This window comes from Enterococcus sp. DIV0840 (assembly GCF_050527835.1).
In the GTDB taxonomy this organism is placed as follows: Bacteria; Bacillota; Bacilli; order Lactobacillales; family Enterococcaceae; genus Enterococcus_L; species Enterococcus_L ureasiticus.
Genome location: NZ_CP172876.1, coordinates 2,962,882 through 2,983,815, shown reverse-complemented (window position 1 = coordinate 2,983,815; position 20,934 = coordinate 2,962,882). Strand labels below are relative to the sequence as shown.

Sequence of the window (20,934 nt, the reverse complement as noted above, 5' to 3'; positions counted from 1 at the left end):
TTTTATAGAAAGAACGTTAGTAAGGAAAAGAAAATGTTTAATAAATTGAAAATAAAAAAATGGTTTAAACAAGGGCAGCAAGCTTTGGATGTGAAGGATGATCAGCAAGCGATATATTTTTTAAAATTAGTTATTGAAACAAGTATCAAAAATGGTGGTATCAAATTGAACGAGTGTTTTAGTTCATTTGTTTTACTTGGAGATATTTATAGCAGGGAAAAGTATTTTGAAGAAGCTGATCTACTGTATCATATGGCGGCAGGAATCGATTTTTCAGCAAAATTTATTTTGCTAAAAAAAGAACTATTTCACGATGACTCACACTATGAAGTAGACAGAAAAAAATGGCTGAAAGAGAACATGATCGATTTTACAGACATTATCCAAGCAAAAGACGGTAAAAATTGGACTTTTCTAATTGAAGAAGGGAAAATTAGTTATCAAACGATGTTGTCCTCTAAAAAAAGGCCTATTCCAGTGCTGGAAGAAATTACTGGAGATTCTTTTTGGTCTTATGAAGATTGCTTGGATACCTCTAATATATAAGTTGTACACGCATAATTTATTAAAATATAGAGTCTAGAGTAAAAGAATTTTTAAGTTTTGACTATGGACTTTTTATTTGTTCCTCTCAACTAGTAAATAGTTAGAGATAAAGAGATTTATTTTCATAATAAAATAAGATAAACAAAAAAACTTTCTGACACTTTGTTGACTATGAAATTGTTTTTCTTTAAAATGAGTAATAGATAGAAACGAATATAATAAAAAAAGGCACTTCACAGACCAGTTGGCGCTGATCTATGAAGTCCTGAGAAGTCAGAGAAAGCTGACCAATCAAGTTGCCCGTGTCAATGCGTAACATCAACATATTCCATTTTACTCAATTTTTGGAGAAATATCTAGAACTTTCTTTTCCAGAATTTTAGATGGAGTATGCGATGCCTATTTGTTGAACATGCAATGGTGTTGGTAGAGTTTACCAACACCATTTTTTATTTAGTTTCTATCTAGATAAAGTAAAGAGCTGTATTACGGATGGCCAATGATTGAAGCCGACAGTCTGAAGTTTTTTAGTAAATACAATCTTTGCGTTTTTGAAAATATCAAAGACAAACAAGTACTAGTAGAATCGTTAAGGTGGTAATGTTCTTTTTAGTCAAAAGTGGTCTTTGGTGTTTCGATGGATATAAACAGGGGCGAAGAAATAAAGGCAATAGTGATGTATTCTAGATAAGTCACTTTCTTTTTATTTTAAGCACCTGTTTGTATCTTTTAATAAGACAAAATAGTTTTTATATTCTCTATCTAAATAGTCTTAACTGAAATAAGAGCAGTCGTTTGATTTAGACCACTTATTTCAGTTTTTATGTGTTAATCAAGCTATTTTTCTTTATAAATAGTGGCTTCGATTTCAGCACGTTTTTTTTCTAAAAAAGGTGGTAGAGCAAGAGTTTCGCCTAAAGTGTTTAATAGTACATCTATCGTAAACCCAGGTGTTAAGGTAGCAAATTCAACTCGATTACCGCCAGGTTCTCTAATATACAAGCTTTTGAAATACCCGCGATGAACGATTTTTTCAATGTTCCATTCTTGTTCCTTCGCTTTTTTGTATAGGTTATCCAGAGTCTTTTCGTCCTTAACTGAAAACGCAACGTGATCCATACTTCCTCGTCCCATTCGTGTTTTCTCCGTTGTTAAGGCTGGTAGGAGTTGAATGAAATCAGTTTTATTTAATCGAATATAGCCATCAGTATTTTTCCAACCTAATAATTGAAAAAAGAAATCAGCTGTTTTTTCAGGTTCAACAACATGAAATTCAGTCGATAAAAGGCCCAGAATTTGCTTGTTGCCAGGTATAGAACTTTTCACTTGCAATTCGTCTTTCAAAGGTTCTTGTTCTACTTCAACTAAATAAAGATTCACTTGATCATTATCCTTAAAATGAAGTGTATCTTTTTCTTTAATGAATGGAATGTGCAGGTCCTTTAAACGTTTTTCCCAGTAACTTAGGCTACCTTTGGGAATTTTTAGTCCAATCGTACTCAAAAAATGGCGATTATCATAACGCTTGGCAAGGGCAGGAACAACGAAAAAAGTAATAACGGACCCTGGTGTTCCAGCATAATCACCATAATAATAGTGCAGCATATTATGATTATCTAGGTTGACTGTTTTTTTTACAAGGCGTAGTCCCAGAATGTTTGTATAAAAAAACTGATTCTCCTCAGCAAATCTTGTTAATAATGAAACATGGTGGATTGGTGGAAACATTATAAAACCTCCTTAAAACGATATGCTTACTTTTAGTAAGTATATCGTTTTAAAATAGCAGTTTCAAGTATTTTGTCTCTTAAGAAGGAACTAACTTCGTAGCCAGATAACCTAAAAAATGGTAGAATAGCCAAGACAAATCAAGTAGAAAGAGTGACAAATATGCTTAGTACAGAAGATTTTGATTTTAATTTACCAGAGGAACTGATTGCTCAAACACCTTTAAAAGACCGAACAAGTTCACGGCTTTTAGTTTTAAATCGCGAAACAAAAGAAATGGAAGATAAACATTTTCATGAAATCATCGACGAATTAAATGCTGGAGATGCATTAGTCATGAATGATACAAGAGTGCTGCCAGCTCGATTATATGGTGAAAAACCTGAGACAGGTGGACATTTAGAAGTGCTTCTTTTGACGAATACAGATGGAGACACTTGGGAAACCTTGATCAAACCCGCCAAAAGAGCGAAAGTTGGCACAAAAATCAGCTTTGGCGATGGTCGTTTAACTGCAACTGTTGTTGAAGAATTAGAACATGGCGGTCGAATTGTAACGTTCAAGTATGAAGGAATCTTCTTAGAAAACTTAGAATCACTGGGAGAAATGCCATTGCCGCCATACATCAAAGAACGTTTAGAAGATCCTGATCGGTACCAGACAGTCTATGCCAAAGAAAATGGGTCTGCAGCTGCACCTACAGCAGGGTTACACTTTACACAAGAACTACTTGCTAAAATTCAGTCAAAAGGCGTGAAGCTTGTTTATTTGACCTTACACGTCGGATTAGGCACCTTCCGGCCAGTTAGTGTCGATAATATTTCAGAACATGAAATGCATAGTGAATTTTATCGTCTAACAGAAGAAGCCGCAGCTCAACTAAATGACGTTCGTGAAAATGGCGGTAAGATCGTTGCAGTAGGAACAACATCGATTCGCACATTAGAAACGATAGGCACCAAATTTGATGGACAAATCAAAGCAGATAGCGGCTGGACAGATATTTTTATTACACCCGGCTATAAGTTCAAAGTCGTACAAGCTTTTTCAACCAACTTCCATCTGCCTAAATCGACATTAGTCATGTTAGTCAGCGCGTTTGCGGGTAGAGATCTAACGCTTGCAGCATATCAGCATGCAATCGATGAACGCTATCGTTTCTTTAGCTTTGGAGATGCAATGTTTGTGAAGTGATCAAAAACGAAAGTACAGTAAAAAACTCATTCTCCTTCTAACTGAATTGAGCAGGAAGTAAGTGCTATCTGGTTCACAGAATGCACTTATCCTACACGTTCAAGTTTAGAAGTGAACGAGTTTTTTCTTGTTTTATTGGATTCGAGGTAGTAGCCGTTATAAACCGCTTAAAAGCAATGTTTGAGATAATTCTCTTTTACGGACTGATCTTGGTAAGAAACAACGAATCTCATCTTCATTAAAACCAATCTGTAATCTTTTTTCATCAATCATAATTGGACGGCGAAGTAATCCTGGATTATCTTTGACCAGTTCCAATAATACATGTAATGGTAGCTCATTAATATCTGTATCTAATTTTTGGAAGACTTTAGAGCGAATCGAAATGATATCTTCTGTGCCTTCTTCTGTAAGGATTAATATATTTTTTAGTTCATCTAATGTAATAGGAGTAGTGCCAAAATTCTTTTCTTCAAATGGAATATCGTGATCGATTAGCCATCTCCGGGCTTTTCTACATGATGTACAGCTATTTGTCGTGTATAATTTTAACATAGTTTTCAAATCCTTTCGAAAATATTGGTACATACCTCTTAATAACTATAATATACTAAAAGTGAAAGATTCACAAAATAAATGCTTACAAAATAGCTGTTTATTTCTATCAAAAGGCAGAAATAACTAAAAATTCACAAACTTTTGTTATTTTTCTAGATAAATTACTCTGCGAGCTGTGAGATTTAGAAATCAAGCTCTTTGTGTGATATTTTTAACCTAATGATTGATTTTTTTGCAAAAAATTAGGAAAGCTTTCGAAAAAATGACTAAATTTCTTGTTTTTAATAGATTATTTTTACATAGGCTTGTTAGTAAAAGTCTTTTTTATTTACCAAAATAGAGACTTGACTGTAGGGTGACCTCATGGTTTATGCTAATGAAAGTTAAAAATAAACAAAGTCTGCTACGCATTTAAATTTAGGAGGAGATCAAAATAGAATCTTATTTAACTATGGGACAATTAGCTGAACTGATGGCTATTTCTAAGCATCAAATTCGCTACAATGAAGAAAAAGGGTTACTGTCACCAGCTTTTATAGATAATAATGGCTACCACAAATATGGAACGGATCAAGTGTATCAGCTGGCGAATATACTTTTGTTGAGAAGTTTAGGTGTGTCGACAGCTCAAATCGACCAGTTTATGCAGAATCAAGATGATGTGTGGGCTGAAAAAACCTTGAAGGAAACGTTAAAAACAACAGAAGAAAAAATTCAGCAATTAATCTCTGCCAAAAAGAAAATCGAAACGCTATTGCTGGAAATTGAACAAAAAGAGGAAGCTTATTTCAGTATACCTAAAAGAAGTCTGAGCAAAATTTATTCGTATTCGCCAACGGAGACTTTAGATACAGTAGCTTTTTTTAAAGCTATGAAAAATAGTCAGATAAGCTGTTCATTATTTTCTGAATCCTTATATTATTTTTTTGATGAGGAACAGATCGAGGTATACACAGAAGACCTTCATTCATCAGAGAAACTCTTACCAGCAGGTGATTATTTAGTGAAGAGAGTTTGGGTAACACAAGAGCATGAATTGATAGAAGCAATCGATAGATTTAGAAAAGAGATGGAGCAGCCTTTTTTGAAAGCATCGGAAATCATCGTCAAAGAAGCGGCGTATTCTTCGGTCTTAATGAACAATCAAATATTATACGAATTACAATATTTAATTTCATTAGAAGGGTGAGTGTTGCAGTGAAGAAAAAAATTAGTTTAGTGGATCGCACTCAGTTAAGTGACTACGAGAAGAATAGCATCTTTCGCTTACTTTTGACTTCTTTTTCAGCGAAATTTGCAAGTCTTCGATTGACCTCTAAAGAGAAGCTTGATATTTTGCTTTATCTTGAACAAAAATATTCTACACAGGAAAAGGCATTGGTTGACTATCTTGTGAAAGATGGAGAGGAAGTTATTGGAATTTTAACTGTTTCTGATAAAATAGTAGCGCCCAAAAATCTAAATTATCCTTTTGAGCTATCCAAAAGATATGGACTTTTTACCATTCTTAAATATGTTATATTACTGACTTCCCTAGAATATCAAGCGCATGAGAAAGAACGATATATTGAAAACATTGCGGTTCATGAACAGTACCAAAAACAAGGGATTGCGAAAGCCTTGATTACAGCAGCCCAATCTGAAGTAGAAAATGGAGACAGGCTCTCATTGATCGTTTCAGCTAAAAATCAACAAGCCTTGCGATTGTATTTAAAATGTGGTTTTTCAATTGTTAAAAAGAAAAGAAACTTTATCTTAGGCCTTTTAGCAAATGAACCAAATTGGATTTTTATGGAATGGAGTAGATAAAATGAAATATCTTAGAAAGGGTACGCTTTTTTTACTAGGCTTGTTCATTCTTTTAGGAGCGTTCATTTGGTATGAGCATGTTTATGAAATGCAAGAAACAAGCAAATGGATTCCAACATCCAAAGGCAGACTTTCTGCTGTATTGACACGACCAGTAGGAACTAAATCTGAGGGAATCATTGTACTTATTCACGGAGATGGACCCATAGATGCTACTAACGAAGGCGGCTACAGACCGATGATGGAACAATTTGCGAAAGCTGGATTTACTACAATTTCTTGGGCAAAACCAGGAGTTTCCGGCTCTAGTGGAAACTGGTTAGACCAATCAATGGATGATCGAGCCAATGAAGTAACTGAAGTGATTCAATGGGCAATGAAGCAACCCAACTTAAATACGAAAAAAATTATTTTATGGGGAGTAAGCCAAGGCGGGTGGGTCGTGCCAAAAGTCGCAGCACAAAAAAAAGTGCCGATTTCTAAACTACTTCTGGTTTCCCCAGCAGTTAATTGGTTGAATCAAAATAATTATTATACAACACAAAAATTAAAACAAGAAGGCAAAACACAAGCGCAAATCAAACATGCACTAAAAAATGAAGAACAAATTATCACTTTATTGAAAGAGAATAATTCTTATCCGGAATACCTAGCAAATACGCCAGAGCAAAAGCCGCTGTCAAAAGATCGTTGGAATTTCGTGAAAAAAAACTTAAACTCAGATGTTCAATCAGATTTGGAAAACATTGATATTCCTATTGATTTGATTCTGGCTGACCATGATCAAAATGTCGATACTAGTGAGACCAAAAAAATATATTCAAAAAAAATATCGAAAGAATTATTGACCGTTTTTACAATCCAAAATGCGGCACATAGCATGATGTATTCAGATGTTTCACAGTCTGAATTTCTAACAGCTGTGGCTTACTTGTTGGCGCCTAAAGATTTTTTGGTCAATAAAGATTTCTTAAAGCAGTGCTATCTATCTGTCGGCGGGCAATGATAAGATCAAAATACGACCGAACAACGAAGTGTTACAAAACTAGCATAGTCTTGTGGCGCTTTTTTATTTTAAAAGAATACAACTAAATTAAACTTACCATAGTATTTTTCCTACTTTTTTATTATTATTATAAAGAGGAGAGACAATGTCAAAGGAGAGGGAACGATGATTGAAGAGTTGACGTATAGTTATGCTACAACAATATCAGAAAGAATCCAGTGCTGGAAAGATCTAAATGTAGAAACAGAGGATTACTTAAAACAGTGGCAAGCACGTAAAAGTTTATTGAAAATGGCCGATTATGATAAAATGTTTCAAAATTATCATCTGGACGAAAAAAACTTCAGTATTGGATTGTTACCTTTTACCGAAGAACGTGCACAGTTGTTGTTACCGACTGTTGAAAAAAGTAAATGGTTCCAATTACATAGACATTTATTTTCAGTTGAAATCCCGATAAAAGAAATGAACTTAAAAGCAGCTTTGCGTTTTCACTTACATTATTATGAGCAACATATCCGAAGTCTTTTCCAAAAATTCCCGTTGATTCAGATGTCAGAAAAAGTAATCAAAGAACTGATCGAGCAGCTATCCAACGAATTCTTTTTTATTGCTCAAAAGACATTGGTTTGGGATGTTCATCAGATGATCGAAGAATATCAGCTACAAGCTGAATCAAAAGAAGCAGAATTTACGAAATATATAGCAGAATTTCTTGGCGATAAACAAAGAACCTATCTTTTCTTTGGAGAATATCCTACGCTTGCTAGAATCCTTGCAGTCAGATTGACCTTTGCTTGTGAAGTGATCGAGGAGTTTGTCTCTTCACTAAATGATTCTACGGAGCAATTGGCAATAACTTTCGCTATCACAAAACCGATGGAACTTACTAAAATAGAGCTTGGGCAAGGCGACAGTCATGAGCGTGGGAAAACAGTTATTCAGTTTCAGGTACAGGAAAAGCCATTGATTTTTAAATTTAAGAATCTAGAAATTGGGGAACGTTTTAATGATTTATTGACTTATTTAGAAGGGCTAAATCCAGAATTGTCTTTCTATAAAATCAAACGAATCGTTCAACCGACGTTTACTATCGAGGAAAAAGTCGCCTATCAGGAATGCCGAGAAGAAAGTGAAGTGACTGATTTTTATCAAAATTATGGTCAGTTATTGGCAATCGTCTATTGGTTGGGGGCGACGGATTTGCATATGGAAAACTTGATTGCTAGCGGCCCCTATCCTGTGTTAATTGATGTAGAAACTTTGATTCGGCCTGAAATGTTTAAACAAACCAAAAAATTATCTAGACAAACTCGAATAGAAAAGCATTCTGTGATCGTCGCAGGCTTGTTGCCGCAAAAAAAACAATGGAAACGTGAGCTGGAGATGGACGCGTTATCTGGTACCAAACAAAAGTTACCTACAAAGGTTCGAAGACTGAGAAATGAAGGCTCTAGCGATATCGCTTTTCAGTTAGAAGAAGCATATATGGATGGTGCTCAAAATATTCCGCGTTTAGCAGGAAAAGAAGTTGATTATCTAGTTTATCGCCACGTGATCCAGACGGCTTTTAAAAAAATGAATCGACTATTGCTAAAAAATAAATCTGAATTTATTGAGCAAGTCAAAGCATTGTTTGCAGATACAACGATTCGACTGATATACAGAGATACGCAGGATTATGGAAATTTATTGAATTTTACCTTGCATACAGATTGCATGTCTAACTATATTGAACGGGAAAAAATCATTGAAAATCTATGGGCCAGTAAAATTATTCCAGAAACGTTGATTCCCTTTGAAGTTCAATCTATGCTAGATCATGATGTTCCTTTAGTCACAGCAAACACGTCTCTGACAACGATTTACACGAATGGTCATGAGCTACAGCAGTTGTTAGTTAAGACTCCGCTAGAAGAGACGGTAGCACATATGAAACAGATAACAGAGAAAACCAGTCATTTTTCTTATCTTTTATTAAAAGAAAGTTTAGGTACTCTAGAATATAATACGCAAGAAATAGCGATTCCTACGAAAAACAGTTCAATCGAATCACCATTAGTACAAAAAGCAGCAGATATTGGCGATAAAATCATTGATCAGATTGTGGTAGATCAAGACTGTGGTGAAGTTGATTGGATCTCTGTTCTTCCAGAATCAGATAATGAAATAGGAATTGCCTATCCAGGTACCGATCTTTATGAAGGCGGTGCAGGCGTTTATTTATTTTTGGTTTATTTAAACCATTTTGTTCCTAAAGAAAGCTATCAAGAAGTGATCGATTTATTGGAAAAGGAAATTTTTCTGACTGATAAAGAAAAAAATACCTACCAGAGTGCTTTTTTTGATGAAGGGATGCGTCTAACCGTTGCTTTTTACGCGACAAGATTGCTCAACGATGAGAAGTATCGGTCGTATATGGAAACTAGTATAGAAGCCTTAAAAATGACTCAAATAGAAGAGGAAAATCAGCTGAATGAATGGCTTTATGGCAAAGCGAGTTTATTAACGGTTTTAGCAGCTATCTATCAAACAGTCGATAACCAAGATGCTTATGCACTACTTTTAGATTATGCACAGGCCGTCACCTGTCAAGAGATGGCTGATAATAGCTTTGCTCATGGTAATGCTGGAGTATGCTATGGTTTAAGCCGCGCAAACCTAGTTCTAAATGAAATATCGATCAAAGAAAAATTGGACTGGTATCAAGTTCAATTTGAAAATGGACTCGAAAAAGACAAAATTTTAAATAAATCTTGGTGTCGAGGGACATTGGGTCTTAGGGAAGTAGGTAAACTACTTAATTCGACTCTTATTGATGAAATGCTTGAAAAAGTAGAGGATGCAGATGTAGAAGATGATTGTTTATGTCATGGAAATTATGGAAATAAGGACAATTATTTAAATGATATAAATTTATTAACGAATGCTGTTATTAAACTGAAGTCTGATCCAGAAAGTATTCCTATTGGTCTTTTTTGCGGTTTGGCAGGAGTAGGGTATCAATTGTTGAGAGCGTATGATCCGTTTAATGTTCAATCCTTGTTATTTATTAAGTGACACAATCTGAAAAAAGAACTTTACTTATCGGAGAGAACGATTTATAATCTAAGTATTAACGCAAGGGGGAGAAATATTATCATGAGAAAATTATCAATTGAAAAAATGGAAGCAGCAAAAGATTTGAAAAAAGTAGATGCAGTGGTTGGAGCTTCGTTCGAAAGAAGTAAAAATTCTGAGGATACTGTGGATAGATCAGAAACGATTGTTGCGAATACAATAGGTGGATGGTCTCGTATTATCTGTTTACCTTAATAAGTTAAAAAAAACTAGAAAAAGGATATAATCCTAATTTCTAGTTTTTTTTATTAAATTGATTTTTTCAAAATAAATATGCCAAGTGCTTCTGTTCCAGAAATAATCAAGACTGCTAGATTTAAAATCCAAGAGTATGAACTTTGGTTATAAGAAGCGATATCATAAAATAAATTACTTAAGGCAAATAATAAAATCATTGTAATAATGAAAGCAATAAAGCTTGCTGTTGAGATAATTTTCTTTCCTCGTTCATCTTTTCCTTCTTTGCTAAAGTAAAAGTAGAGTGAATAAACGATAAAGATAATTGATAGCAAAGCAATCACTAAGGTAGACCAATGATTCGTTGGCAAATTATCAAAAAAAGATTTAAGTGATTCAGTCATAATTTATCCTGTCCTTCCGTTAGTCGGTTTCTCCATTAGTTTGTTCGTCTTCGGTCAATTTTTTGAAAGTGAAGATTTGTTCAATCGGCACTTCGAAAACGTCCGCTATGTCGTGAGCCAGTAGAAGGGAAGGATTATATCTATTTCTTTCTAACTGAATAATTGTTTGTCTAGATACTCCCACCTTGTCAGCAAGTTCCTGTTGGGTCATGCGTTTCATGGCTCTGTAGACGTGAATGGAACTCTCAAAAGATGAGTTCTTCTTTTTTGGCAATGCAAATCCCTCCAATAGTCTAATTTATGTATTAAATAAAAAGCGCATAGTCAATATACCATATCTTACTTTCACTTACAAATATCATGCAGATAAAATATAAAGAAAAAAGCCAAGCTTCTCGATTAGCTTGGCTTTCGTTTCTGGAAGGAATCAGCGTATTGAATGATGTTTTTTTTACTTTTAGTTATACATGCAAAGTAATTAGTTGAATTTCTTGTTCATAAACCAAATCTTGTCTTCATTACATTTTCTACATTTCTTTGTTAAAAATTTTTTTAATCAAACTATCTTTATACGTGTTTTTTTGTTTTATTTGGATCAATTGTCCAACTTTTCACACATATTCACTATTTGTAAAGATGTTTTTATGATTTTTTTTTACTCTACACATATACTTTTTGAAAGGTGAATCGTGTTCTGCTAACAATTTTGTGTTTACTTATTTCATGCTTCGAGAAATTCTTCAATACAACTGATTAGTCCTCCTTCCTTCTATAAACATAATAACATCTTTAGTAAGCGTTTTCAAGTTAAAAGACTTTAAAAGTGGGAAGAAAAAATGAAAAATTAGCCATATTTATTGAAGTTTGAAAAAAAAACATGGTATAGTGAATATAGATACTATATTAATAGAAGGAAAAATTAAGAATGGGGGGATAGGATGGAAGCATACAAACAACCTATCGAGACAATTATCAAAGAAGTGAACACAAATAAAGAGCAAGGTTTAACAGGGCAAGAAGTAAAAAAACGACTCGCCGAACATGGACCTAATGCGTTCCAAGAAGCGAAAAAAGATTCCATAGTAAAAAAGTTTCTTCACAGTTTATCTGATTTCACAACAATTATTTTATTAGTTGCAGCAGCTATTTCGTTTTACACAGCAATTGCTACAGATCACGGAGATTATTTTGAGGGGATTTTGATTATCGCGATTGTAATCATCAATGCGGTACTAGCGATTGTCCAAGAAGGAAATGCTGAAAAATCGTTAGCAGCATTGCAGGATATGAATAAACAAAGCAGTTCTGTTTTACGTGATGGCAAAGTAGAGACCATCGATGCAGAAGATGTTGTTGTTGGAGATATACTTGTATTAGAATCTGGATCGATGATCACAGCAGATGCTCGTTTGATCCAAGCATCACAACTTAGAGTGGAAGAATCTGCCCTTACAGGGGAAAGCGAACCTATTGAAAAAGATTCGGAGTACATAGGAAAATCTGATGCACCGATCGGCGATCAAATCAATATGGTCTTTAAAGGCTGTACGGTTTCAAATGGTCGTGGTAGAGCAATTGTTACTGCAACTGGCATGCAGACTGAAATGGGTAAAATCGCTGGCTTATTGAATGACGATGTGACGCAACAAACACCGTTGCAAAAACGTTTGAATCAGTTAGGTAAACGCATTAGTTTAATTGCTTTAGGTGCGGCGGCATTAGTGTTTATCATTGGTGAATTACAAGGTGAGCCAATGTTGGAGATGTTTATGACCGCAGTATCGCTTGCAGTAGCGGCAGTGCCAGAAACATTGATGGTAATCGTAACATTAACACTCGCTTATGGTGTACAGAAAATGGCTAAAAAGCATGCGATCATTCGTCGTTTGCCAGCTGTTGAAACACTTGGAACGGCTAATGTTATTTGTTCTGACAAAACAGGAACCTTAACACAAAATAAAATGCGCGTCAGACGTGTTTGGTCTCGTGGAGATGAAGTAACAGATACAGAAGATGCAATGACTGATGAAGCGATGGAAGTTTTAAAAATGGCTTCGTTATGTACAGATGTGATTGTAGACAAAGATGGAGATGACTTGGTGATCCAAGGAAATCCAACAGAAGCAGCAATTGTACGTGCAGTAGAAGAAAATTATCATACAAAAGCTGAATTAGAAGAAAAATACCCAAGAATCGGTGAAATTCCATTTGATTCAGAGCGTAAAATGATGACCACGGTTCATAAAATGGGGAAAAAATATATCTCTGTAACCAAAGGTGCATTTGATGTCTTGTTGACTCGTTTCCGTTTTGGTGATTTAGATCAAGCAGCCGTAGTAAACGACCGATTTGGTAAACGCGCTTTACGCGTGATTGCAGTTGGTTATGCAATCTATGATGAAGAACCTACAGAGATTACCTCAGAGGCTCTAGAAAAGAATCTACGGCTGTTAGGATTGATCGGTATGATCGATCCGCCGAGACCAGAAAGTAAAGGTGCTATCGCTAGAGCTAAAAAAGCTGGAATAAAAACCGTTATGATCACAGGTGACCATGTAGTAACGGCAGGAGCGATTGCGAAAGAATTAGGTATTTTAAGCGATAAAAGTGAGGCTTTGACAGGATCAGAATTACAAAAAATGTCTGATGAAGAATTAGATTCACGAGTGAAGTCACTTTCGGTTTATGCTCGGGTAACACCAGAAGATAAAATCCGTATCGTTAAATCTTGGCAGCGAACAGGAGCGGTTGTTGCTATGACAGGTGACGGAGTCAATGATGCACCTGCCCTAAAAGCAAGTGATGTAGGGTGTGCTATGGGAATTACAGGAACCGATGTAGCCCAAGGTGCGGCTGATATGATTTTGACTGATGATAATTTTGCGACGATCGTTGATGCAGTTGCCCAAGGTCGGGCAGTGTATCGAAATATCCGTAAAGCGGTAAACTTTTTACTAAGTTGTAATATCTCAGAGATATTCATTGTATTGATAGCCATGCTATTAGGCTGGGGAGCACCATTTACGGCTGTTCAATTATTATTTGTGAACGTTGTGGCAGATGGTCTACCAGGGTTTGCTTTAGGAAAAGAACCTGCTGAAAAAGGGATCATGGATGAAGCACCGATTCCAAGAGATGAAGGAATTTTTGCACGTGGTTTGTGGCAGAAAATTGGAATCAATGCGTTTGTCTTTACGGTAATTACGTTGTTTGGTTTTTATTTAGGTGCAAATGTTGATTCTGTTTCTTTCTTTTTCGAAGCAAGTCATGAAATTGGCCAAACTGTAGCGTTCTTGATTTTAGCTTACTCATCGATATTGCACGTATTTAATGTGAGAAGTACAGAATCGATTTTTAGAGTAAAATTATCAACGAACAAGTCACTGTTTGAAATGGCTGTATTGGCTGTTATTATTACGACAGTCATTGCGTTATTACCATTCACACAAGAGCTATTTGGATTAGTTCCGATCGGAATCAATCACTGGTTACTTGTAATGGGCTTATCGATCGTTCCAATTTTTGTAAATGAAATGATCAAATTCCATTATTCGCCAGAAGAGGATGCCGAATAAAAGTAAAATAAATACAATGCCTGAAGTGTTGATTTCTTAATAAAGATCAACACTTCAGGCATTCTTTTTATAAAAATTTAATTGGATGAAAGGGGACTTTGAAAATACTATTGAAATTATTTACATAAAAGACTTGCTAAAATGTTAAAGGAGTATTATAGTTGTTATCAAAATCAGTTGTTTTGATTTTTTAACAGATATTTTTTAATTAAATTATAAATAGTAACCGATATTTTTATTTGGGCTTCCAAATAAGAATCTTAGGGGAGTAGCAGCATAGTTTATCTATGTTTTTAGATCAACAGCAAGTGTGTGAACACTGGTCTAAAAATGAAATTGCGAGACCTAAGTGTAAGGGCCAAGTGTCGTTTCACTTAGGTCTCTTGTTTTACTTAAAAAGTATGAATTAGGGAAATATTGAGTCGAATTTGACCGAGCCTGTTCAGCTTTTAAATTGGAGGAGAATCTTGTGGTAGAGAAGTCAAAAGTTTCGCATCATCAGAAATTGACCGCTGCTGGTCTTTTAGTAGCAATGGGGGTCGTTTATGGAGATATCGGAACAAGTCCGCTTTATGTAATGAAAGCGATCGTAGGAGATAACGGTGGTCTTCAAAATGTTTCAGAAAATTTCATTATTGGTGCGGTATCATTGATCTTTTGGACATTAACGATTTTGACTACGATCAAATATGTTGTGATTGCTTTGAATGCAGATAATCATGGTGAAGGTGGAATTTTTTCTTTATACACGCTCGTTCGTAAAAAAGGGAAGTACTTGATCATTCCGGCGATGATCGGGGGGGCAGCGTTACTTGCGGATGGTGTTTTGACACCAGCTGTAACAGTCACGACAGCGATTGAAGGGTTACGGGGAATCCCGGTTTTCTTTGATCGATTTGGCAGTGATCAAAACATTATAGTGATGATTACCTTAGTTATTATTCTTATTTTATTTTCTGTTCAACGGTTTGGGACGGATGCAGTCGGAAAAGCATTTGGACCGATCATGTTTGCTTGGTTTACATTCTTAGGTGTGATGGGGCTAATCAATTTTGGACAAGACTGGACGGTTCTTCGTGCGTTGAATCCTTATTATGCGATTCACCTTTTGCTTAGTCCTGAAAACAAACTAGGGATCTTTGTTCTAGGAAATGTCTTTCTAGCAACAACGGGTGCAGAAGCGCTGTATTCTGACTTAGGTCATGTTGGTAAGCACAATATACGTGCCAGCTGGCCGTACATCAAAGTTTGTTTAATTCTCAACTATTTAGGACAAGCAGCCTGGATTTTGAGTGCAAAAAATGATCCGTCTATTTTAGCAATTGAAAACCTAAACCCATTTTTCCAAATGATGCCAAATAGCATTATGTTGATAGGGGTTGTTTTCGCAACAGTTGCGGCAGTAATTGCATCTCAAGCATTGATTTCAGGTTCATTTACATTAGTTTCAGAAGCAATCAAATTGAAACTATTACCAAGATTGAAAATTATCTATCCAGGTGCGAATATCGGTCAAATGTATATTCCAGCAGTCAATATGATGTTATGGATTGTGTGTTCATTGATCGTGATCACCTTTAGAACATCTACGCATATGGAAGCAGCATATGGTCTTTCAATCACTGTGACAATGCTGATGACAACTATTTTATTGATGTTTTATCTATTGCAAAAAGGCGCACCGAAATGGGTTGCGTATCTCGTTACCTTATTCTTTGGGAGTATCGAATCGATTTTCTTTGTGTCAAGTATTGCGAAATTCTTCCATGGTGGTTATGTGGCCGTTGGGATCGCTTTGTTGATTCTAGCTGTGATGACAATTTGGGAATGGGGCAATATTATCAAAGAGAAAACATCTGATACCGTTCCGCTTAAGCAATATGTTGAACAATTACGGATGTTGAAAGATGATACAACTGTTCCAAAATCCCAAACCAATGTCGTTTTCATGACACCAGATACGATTGGGGATGAAATCGGCCGTCAAATTATTTATTCAATTTTAGATAAACAACCGAAAAGAGCCAATGTTTACTGGTTTGTAAACGTTGAAGTAACCGATGAACCATTTACGAAAGAATATACTGTAGATATGATGGGTACAGATTTTATTGTACAAGTCCAACTTTATCTTGGTTTTCATGTGGCACAAGAGGTCAATGTCTATATTCGTCAAATCGTTTATGATTTAATGAAAGAAGGTCGATTACCGAAACAGCCACAGAAATATTCATTGACACCAGGTCGTGAAGTCGGGGATTTCCAATTTATTATTATTCGTGAAGAGCTATCCAAAGTAACAGAGTTGAAGAAATGGGATCGTCAAATCATGCAATTGAAATTGGCTATCAAAAAAAGAACGACCACACCGGAAAACTGGTTTGGTCTGGAATATAGTGAAGTGAAGTACGAATCTGTTCCTTTGATTATTGGTGATACGCGTAAGACGCGATTAAGAGAACGAAAAGTTTTATCATAAAGATCAAAATCTCTAAGACGGTTTGGGAGTCTTAGAGATTTTTGTTTTAACTCGATAGTTCCTATTCGCGCTATTTTGAAAGGACAAGTATAATAAAGAGATAGAAGAAAAATGAGGTGTAAAATATGCTTGCAATAAATTTTTTCATATTATTTTTAATGATTGCAATTACGGCATTTTTTGTAGCGAGTGAGTTTGCTTTAGTAAAAATTCGTATGTCTAGATTAGAACAATTAAAAAAAGATAATGTGAAGAACGCAGAGTTAGCGATCCATGTGACCCATCATTTGGATGCGTATTTATCTGCCAGTCAATTAGGTATAACGTTAACAGGACTGATTATTGGGTGGGTCGGTGAAGGTTCGGTAGCGACCTTACTACATCCGTTGATAGGGAATCTCCCGATCAGCACTGCGCTTAGTCGGACGATTTCAGTAATTTTAGGGTTTGCCATTGTGACTTATGTAGATGTTGTTGTTGGTGAATTACTACCAAAAAGTTATAGTATTGCTCAAACTGAAAAAGTTGTTTTAGCCATCGTTAAGCCTTTGCATTATTTTTACAAAGCGATGTATCCTTTTATTTGGTTACTAAACCATTCGGCAGCGAAACTAGGAAAATTATTAGGGATAAAATTAGTTTCAGAAGGCGAAGAAACATTAACGCAGGAAGAATTGTTATATGTAGCGGTTGATTCCTATAAAAAAGGAGAACTGACCAAAGAAGAATATTATTATATGGAAAATGTGTTTGAATTTGATGATACTCTTGCAAAAGAAATTCAGGTCGACCGAACAACGATGGAAGTTTTTGAAGCAGATGAAACGGTGGAACAAGCTATCCAACATTCTTTAAGACGCGGACATTCCCGCTATCCGGTGATCGAAGAGTCCAAAGACAATGTATTGGGGTATGTGACATTGCCAGCTTTAATCAAGGAGTCATTTATCAACAATCAAAGAAAAGTCAGTGAATTGGTTGAAGAACCGATTATTGCGTTAGCTACTATTCCAATCAAAAGTTTGTTAACAATGATGCGAAAAGAAGGAAAGCACATTGCGATTTTAAAAGATGAGTACGGTGGAACGACAGGAATGGTCACGATCGAGGATATCTTAGAAGAACTGGTCGGAGATATCAGAGACGAAACAGATTTGGAAAACGCCTTGATTGCAAAAGAATCAGATAATTCATATATCGTTTCTGGAAAAATTACGCTTGATGATTTTGAGCGTTACTTTAAAGTTAAGATTTCAACATTTGAAAACTCTGAAATGTCTACATTAGCAGGTTTTATCGTGGAACAAAAAAACAATCAAATCGCTGTAGGCGATCAAATCAAAATCGACCATTTTACATTTGAAGTGATGGATTATGAACATGCCCATATCGATTATTTTAAAGTGATAAAAACAGTCGAATAAAAATATACTAAGGTTAGAGGAGCTTGGGACATAAAATCTAACGGAAAATCCAGATGCCACTCATCATGAGTGGTATCTGGATTTTTTTAATACAATTGGAGAATGGACTGTCAAACTATAGTGCCGTAGAATCCTGGCATGGCGGAAAAGAAAATTATTAAGTTGTTTTAGCATGAGCGGACATCGCCAAAGAAAAATCTCTCAATACTCTATAAAACAGAAGATTAAAATCCTTTTTGCAAATTTTAGTTTTCTATTTTATTTGTCTTTGGGCATACTACTAAGCTGATTTATATTATTTTTTAGATATATAGCGAGAGGGAAAAGAAGGTTAATTGTAATCTGTTGGACTGCTTAAAATTTGGATCAGGATAAACATTCATCAGAGCAAGTAAGTCGACTACTAATTGAGGCTGTTCTCCAAGCTAACCTTTGTCCATGAAAAATAAGTACGTATATAATACGGAAATACTTGTATTTTTATGAATTAACCCCTAATTCATAAACGCCATATGATATGATTTATTTTACAAAATAAATAATAAATAAATCAATCAATAAGAATTAAAAAACATATGTTTTTAATGACGTATTGAAAAATATAGAGTATTATGTTCATAGAGGGCGCTCTCTAAAAAAATATTAATTAGGTGGGGTTTTGTGAAAAAGAGTACAATCAATAAAATAGTATGTTTAAGTATTACTGGAGCTATAGGAGTGAGTATGGCTGGAACAACAACAAATGCCATGGCTAATGGTAATACTAAGAGCGAAAATGGGCATGTTTCAATCTTTAAAGCTGAGGGAAAAAGTGATTTTGATTTAAAAAATCTTTTTTCATTTAACGGAAACGCAACTCAGATAAATTCAAATACTGCTCAGCTTACAGATTCTAAGAAGACTCAGAGAGGATCTATATCTGGGATTGTATCACTTGATATGAGACATGACTTTAACTTGGATATTGACGTGAATTTAGGTAGCGACATAAGAGGGGCTGACGGAATTTCTGTCGCTTTTCATCAAGATAGCATTGGTAAACTCGGAGAATATGGCGGAGGTCTTGGAATTAGGGGCTTGAAGAAAGGGATTGGATTTGAACTAGATACTTTTTCTGATGCTCCAGATGATAATGATGCAGCGTTTAATCATAAAAATATGGTAGGTGCACATGCAGGATTTGTTGCAACAGATAAAAGTCAAACGGTTCTAACTGCGATAGCACCTATGCAACAAATTAAATTTACACCAAACCAATTTAAAAAACTAGTACTCAATTGGAATAGTGAACGACAAGTTATGAACGCAAAATACGATGGACAAACATGGGAAGTGAAAAATCCAAGTATTGATAAAACGAAAAAATATACCTTTACTATTGGCGCATCAACAGGTCAATATTTCAATAAACAAATAGTTAGAGTAAACAGCTTTGAGGCAGTTTTTAGCAAACCAGAATTAAAAGCGAATGATATTGAGATTTACCAAGATGATAAATTTGATCCATTTGACAAGCGAATTGGTTTAAATGCATATGATAAAGTAGACGGAGATTTAACAGGTAAAATAGCTGTGGTAGAGAATCATGTAAATACAGCAATTCCAGGGAAATACAAGGTTACTTATGAAGTTAAAAACAGTGTGAATGAAGTGGCTAGAAAAACAATTAATGTAACAGTTTTTAGTAAGCCAGAATTAAAAGCAAATGACATTGGGATTTACCAAGATGATAAATTTGATCCATTTGACAAACGAATAGGTTTAAATGCATATGATAAAGTAGATGGAGATTTAACAGATAAAATAGCTGTGGTGGAGAATGATGTAAACACAGCAATTCCAGGGAAATACAAAGTTACTTATGAAGTTAAAAATAATGCAAATAAAGTGACTAGAAAAACAATTAATGTAAGAGTGTTTGCTAAGCCAGAATTAAAAGCGAATGATATTGAAATTTACCAAGATGATAAATTTGATCCATTTGACAAGCGAATTGGTTTAAGTGCATATGATGAAGTAGACGGAGATTTAACAGGAAACATAGCTGTGGTGGAGAATCATGTAGAAACAGCAATTCCAGGGAAATACAAGGTTACTTATGAAGTTAAAAACAGTGCGAATAAAGTGGCTAGAAAAACAATTAATGTAACAGTAAAAATACATGACACATGGCCTGGTGGAAAAACAGATGGATGGAAAATGTTCTCAGGTGAAGATATTGAATTGGTAAAAGATCCAGTGAATGCTTTGGTCGGTGAGCATACATTTTACGCTGATAAACATGCTAGTATTTATAAACTTTATACTGGAGAAGACGCATTGGAGGCGCATCAAGTTTATAGAGCTACTGTTTATTTTAAACCTATGACGAATAGATTAGTTGGTCATTATGTTAAATTGTCGCTAAAAAGTGATCCTAGCGGTAAAGAGAGTCGTGAGATTTTTAATACAACATTAGATAAAGCAACACCTGCAGAAAAAGGATATTATCGCGTAACGACAACTTTTGAAGTTGGGGAAGATGAGACTGATCCATTGATTGTAGTTGAAAACTATAAACCTGGATATATCGGGTCTATAAATATTTCTAAGGTAAATAAATAAGTTTTAACTTTATATTTTCTTTGTCAACTAATGTTGGCAAAGAAAATATAAAAATTAAGCTAACTCTTTTTTAGCGTCTGGGATAATAATCAGAAAAAAACTGATTATTATCCTACTTTTTTTATTTTATGGCACAACCAAAATCACATAACATTGTCGAATCAAAGTGACTAAACAAAGACTAAATGAGTTTATATCATGTTTAAAAATTATATTATCAATTAACAAACTATTCACTTACTAAAATTATCTAGTAAAATCTGTACAAATTATCAAACAATTACTGGATAAATGACTATTAAAAAAGTAA

General features: G+C 34.9%; 15 protein-coding genes. 11 read left to right on the top strand and 4 right to left on the bottom strand.

Going from position 1 to position 20,934, the window contains the following annotated elements; all coding sequences use genetic code 11:
- Positions 1–33: 33 nt before the first annotated feature.
- A complete protein-coding gene (locus IGL98_RS14240) occupies positions 34–546 on the top strand; it encodes a hypothetical protein (protein ID WP_206841769.1) in 513 nt (170 codons plus the stop codon).
- Between the two features lie 837 nt (positions 547–1,383).
- Here IGL98_RS14240 and IGL98_RS14235 read toward each other — a convergent pair.
- The gene (locus IGL98_RS14235; protein WP_206911667.1) at positions 1,384–2,274 is read right to left on the bottom strand and encodes a VOC family protein; all 891 of its coding nucleotides are present in this window, start codon (positions 2,272–2,274) and stop codon (positions 1,384–1,386) included.
- Positions 2,275–2,436: 162 nt separating this feature from the next.
- On the opposite strand from IGL98_RS14235, the gene queA reads away from it, so the two are divergent.
- The gene (gene queA / locus IGL98_RS14230) at positions 2,437–3,468 is read left to right on the top strand and encodes a tRNA preQ1(34) S-adenosylmethionine ribosyltransferase-isomerase QueA (RefSeq protein WP_206841772.1); all 1,032 of its coding nucleotides are present in this window, start codon (positions 2,437–2,439) and stop codon (positions 3,466–3,468) included.
- A gap of 156 nt (positions 3,469–3,624) precedes the next feature.
- Here queA and spx read toward each other — a convergent pair whose 3' ends face one another.
- Positions 3,625–4,023 carry a transcriptional regulator Spx gene (spx, locus tag IGL98_RS14225; protein WP_010762617.1) on the bottom strand — a complete coding sequence of 133 codons (399 nt, stop codon included), beginning with the start codon at positions 4,021–4,023 and terminating at the stop codon, positions 3,625–3,627.
- A 454-nt stretch (positions 4,024–4,477) separates the two neighbouring features.
- Here spx and IGL98_RS14220 point away from each other — a divergent pair, with 454 nt between their 5' ends.
- The 5 genes from IGL98_RS14220 (at position 4,478) to IGL98_RS14200 (ending at position 10,156) form a co-directional block, all read left to right on the top strand.
- Positions 4,478–5,215 (top strand): MerR family transcriptional regulator, encoded by a 738-nt coding sequence (locus IGL98_RS14220; protein ID WP_206911666.1) that lies wholly within the window; start codon positions 4,478–4,480, stop codon positions 5,213–5,215.
- An 8-nt stretch (positions 5,216–5,223) separates the two neighbouring features.
- Positions 5,224–5,835, top strand: coding sequence for a GNAT family N-acetyltransferase (locus tag IGL98_RS14215; RefSeq protein ID WP_206911665.1), 612 nt, complete (start codon positions 5,224–5,226; stop codon positions 5,833–5,835).
- A 1-nt stretch (position 5,836) separates the two neighbouring features.
- Entirely contained in the window at positions 5,837–6,841 is a 1,005-nt protein-coding gene (locus tag IGL98_RS14210) for an alpha/beta hydrolase family protein (protein WP_206911664.1), read from the top strand.
- A 165-nt stretch (positions 6,842–7,006) separates the two neighbouring features.
- The gene (gene lanM / locus IGL98_RS14205) at positions 7,007–9,901 is read left to right on the top strand and encodes a type 2 lanthipeptide synthetase LanM (protein WP_206841782.1); all 2,895 of its coding nucleotides are present in this window, start codon (positions 7,007–7,009) and stop codon (positions 9,899–9,901) included.
- A gap of 81 nt (positions 9,902–9,982) precedes the next feature.
- Positions 9,983–10,156 (top strand): hypothetical protein, encoded by a 174-nt coding sequence (locus IGL98_RS14200; RefSeq protein WP_167351777.1) that lies wholly within the window; start codon positions 9,983–9,985, stop codon positions 10,154–10,156.
- Between the two features lie 53 nt (positions 10,157–10,209).
- Here the strand turns inward: IGL98_RS14200 and IGL98_RS14195 are convergent, their stop codons facing one another.
- Together IGL98_RS14195 and IGL98_RS14190 are read right to left on the bottom strand one after the other, a co-directional pair.
- Positions 10,210–10,542, bottom strand: a complete 333-nt coding sequence (locus IGL98_RS14195) for a hypothetical protein (protein WP_206841784.1) — start codon at positions 10,540–10,542, stop codon at positions 10,210–10,212.
- Between the two features lie 19 nt (positions 10,543–10,561).
- On the bottom strand, positions 10,562–10,816 hold the full coding sequence (locus IGL98_RS14190; protein WP_069646374.1) for a helix-turn-helix transcriptional regulator: 255 nt from the start codon (positions 10,814–10,816) through the stop codon (positions 10,562–10,564).
- A gap of 664 nt (positions 10,817–11,480) precedes the next feature.
- Between IGL98_RS14190 and IGL98_RS14185 the strand changes: the two genes are divergently transcribed.
- The 4 genes from IGL98_RS14185 (at position 11,481) to IGL98_RS14170 (ending at position 20,624) form a co-directional block, all read left to right on the top strand.
- Complete coding sequence (locus tag IGL98_RS14185) at positions 11,481–14,117, top strand: calcium-translocating P-type ATPase, PMCA-type (RefSeq protein ID WP_069646373.1); 2,637 nt, start codon at positions 11,481–11,483, stop codon at positions 14,115–14,117.
- A 532-nt stretch (positions 14,118–14,649) separates the two neighbouring features.
- Positions 14,650–16,596, top strand: a complete 1,947-nt coding sequence (locus tag IGL98_RS14180) for a KUP/HAK/KT family potassium transporter (protein WP_206841905.1) — start codon at positions 14,650–14,652, stop codon at positions 16,594–16,596.
- Positions 16,597–16,721: 125 nt separating this feature from the next.
- Complete coding sequence (locus IGL98_RS14175) at positions 16,722–18,020, top strand: hemolysin family protein (RefSeq protein WP_206841787.1); 1,299 nt, start codon at positions 16,722–16,724, stop codon at positions 18,018–18,020.
- Positions 18,021–18,680: 660 nt separating this feature from the next.
- Entirely contained in the window at positions 18,681–20,624 is a 1,944-nt protein-coding gene (locus IGL98_RS14170) for a lectin-like domain-containing protein (RefSeq protein WP_339099574.1), read from the top strand.
- Positions 20,625–20,934 lie beyond the last annotated feature (310 nt).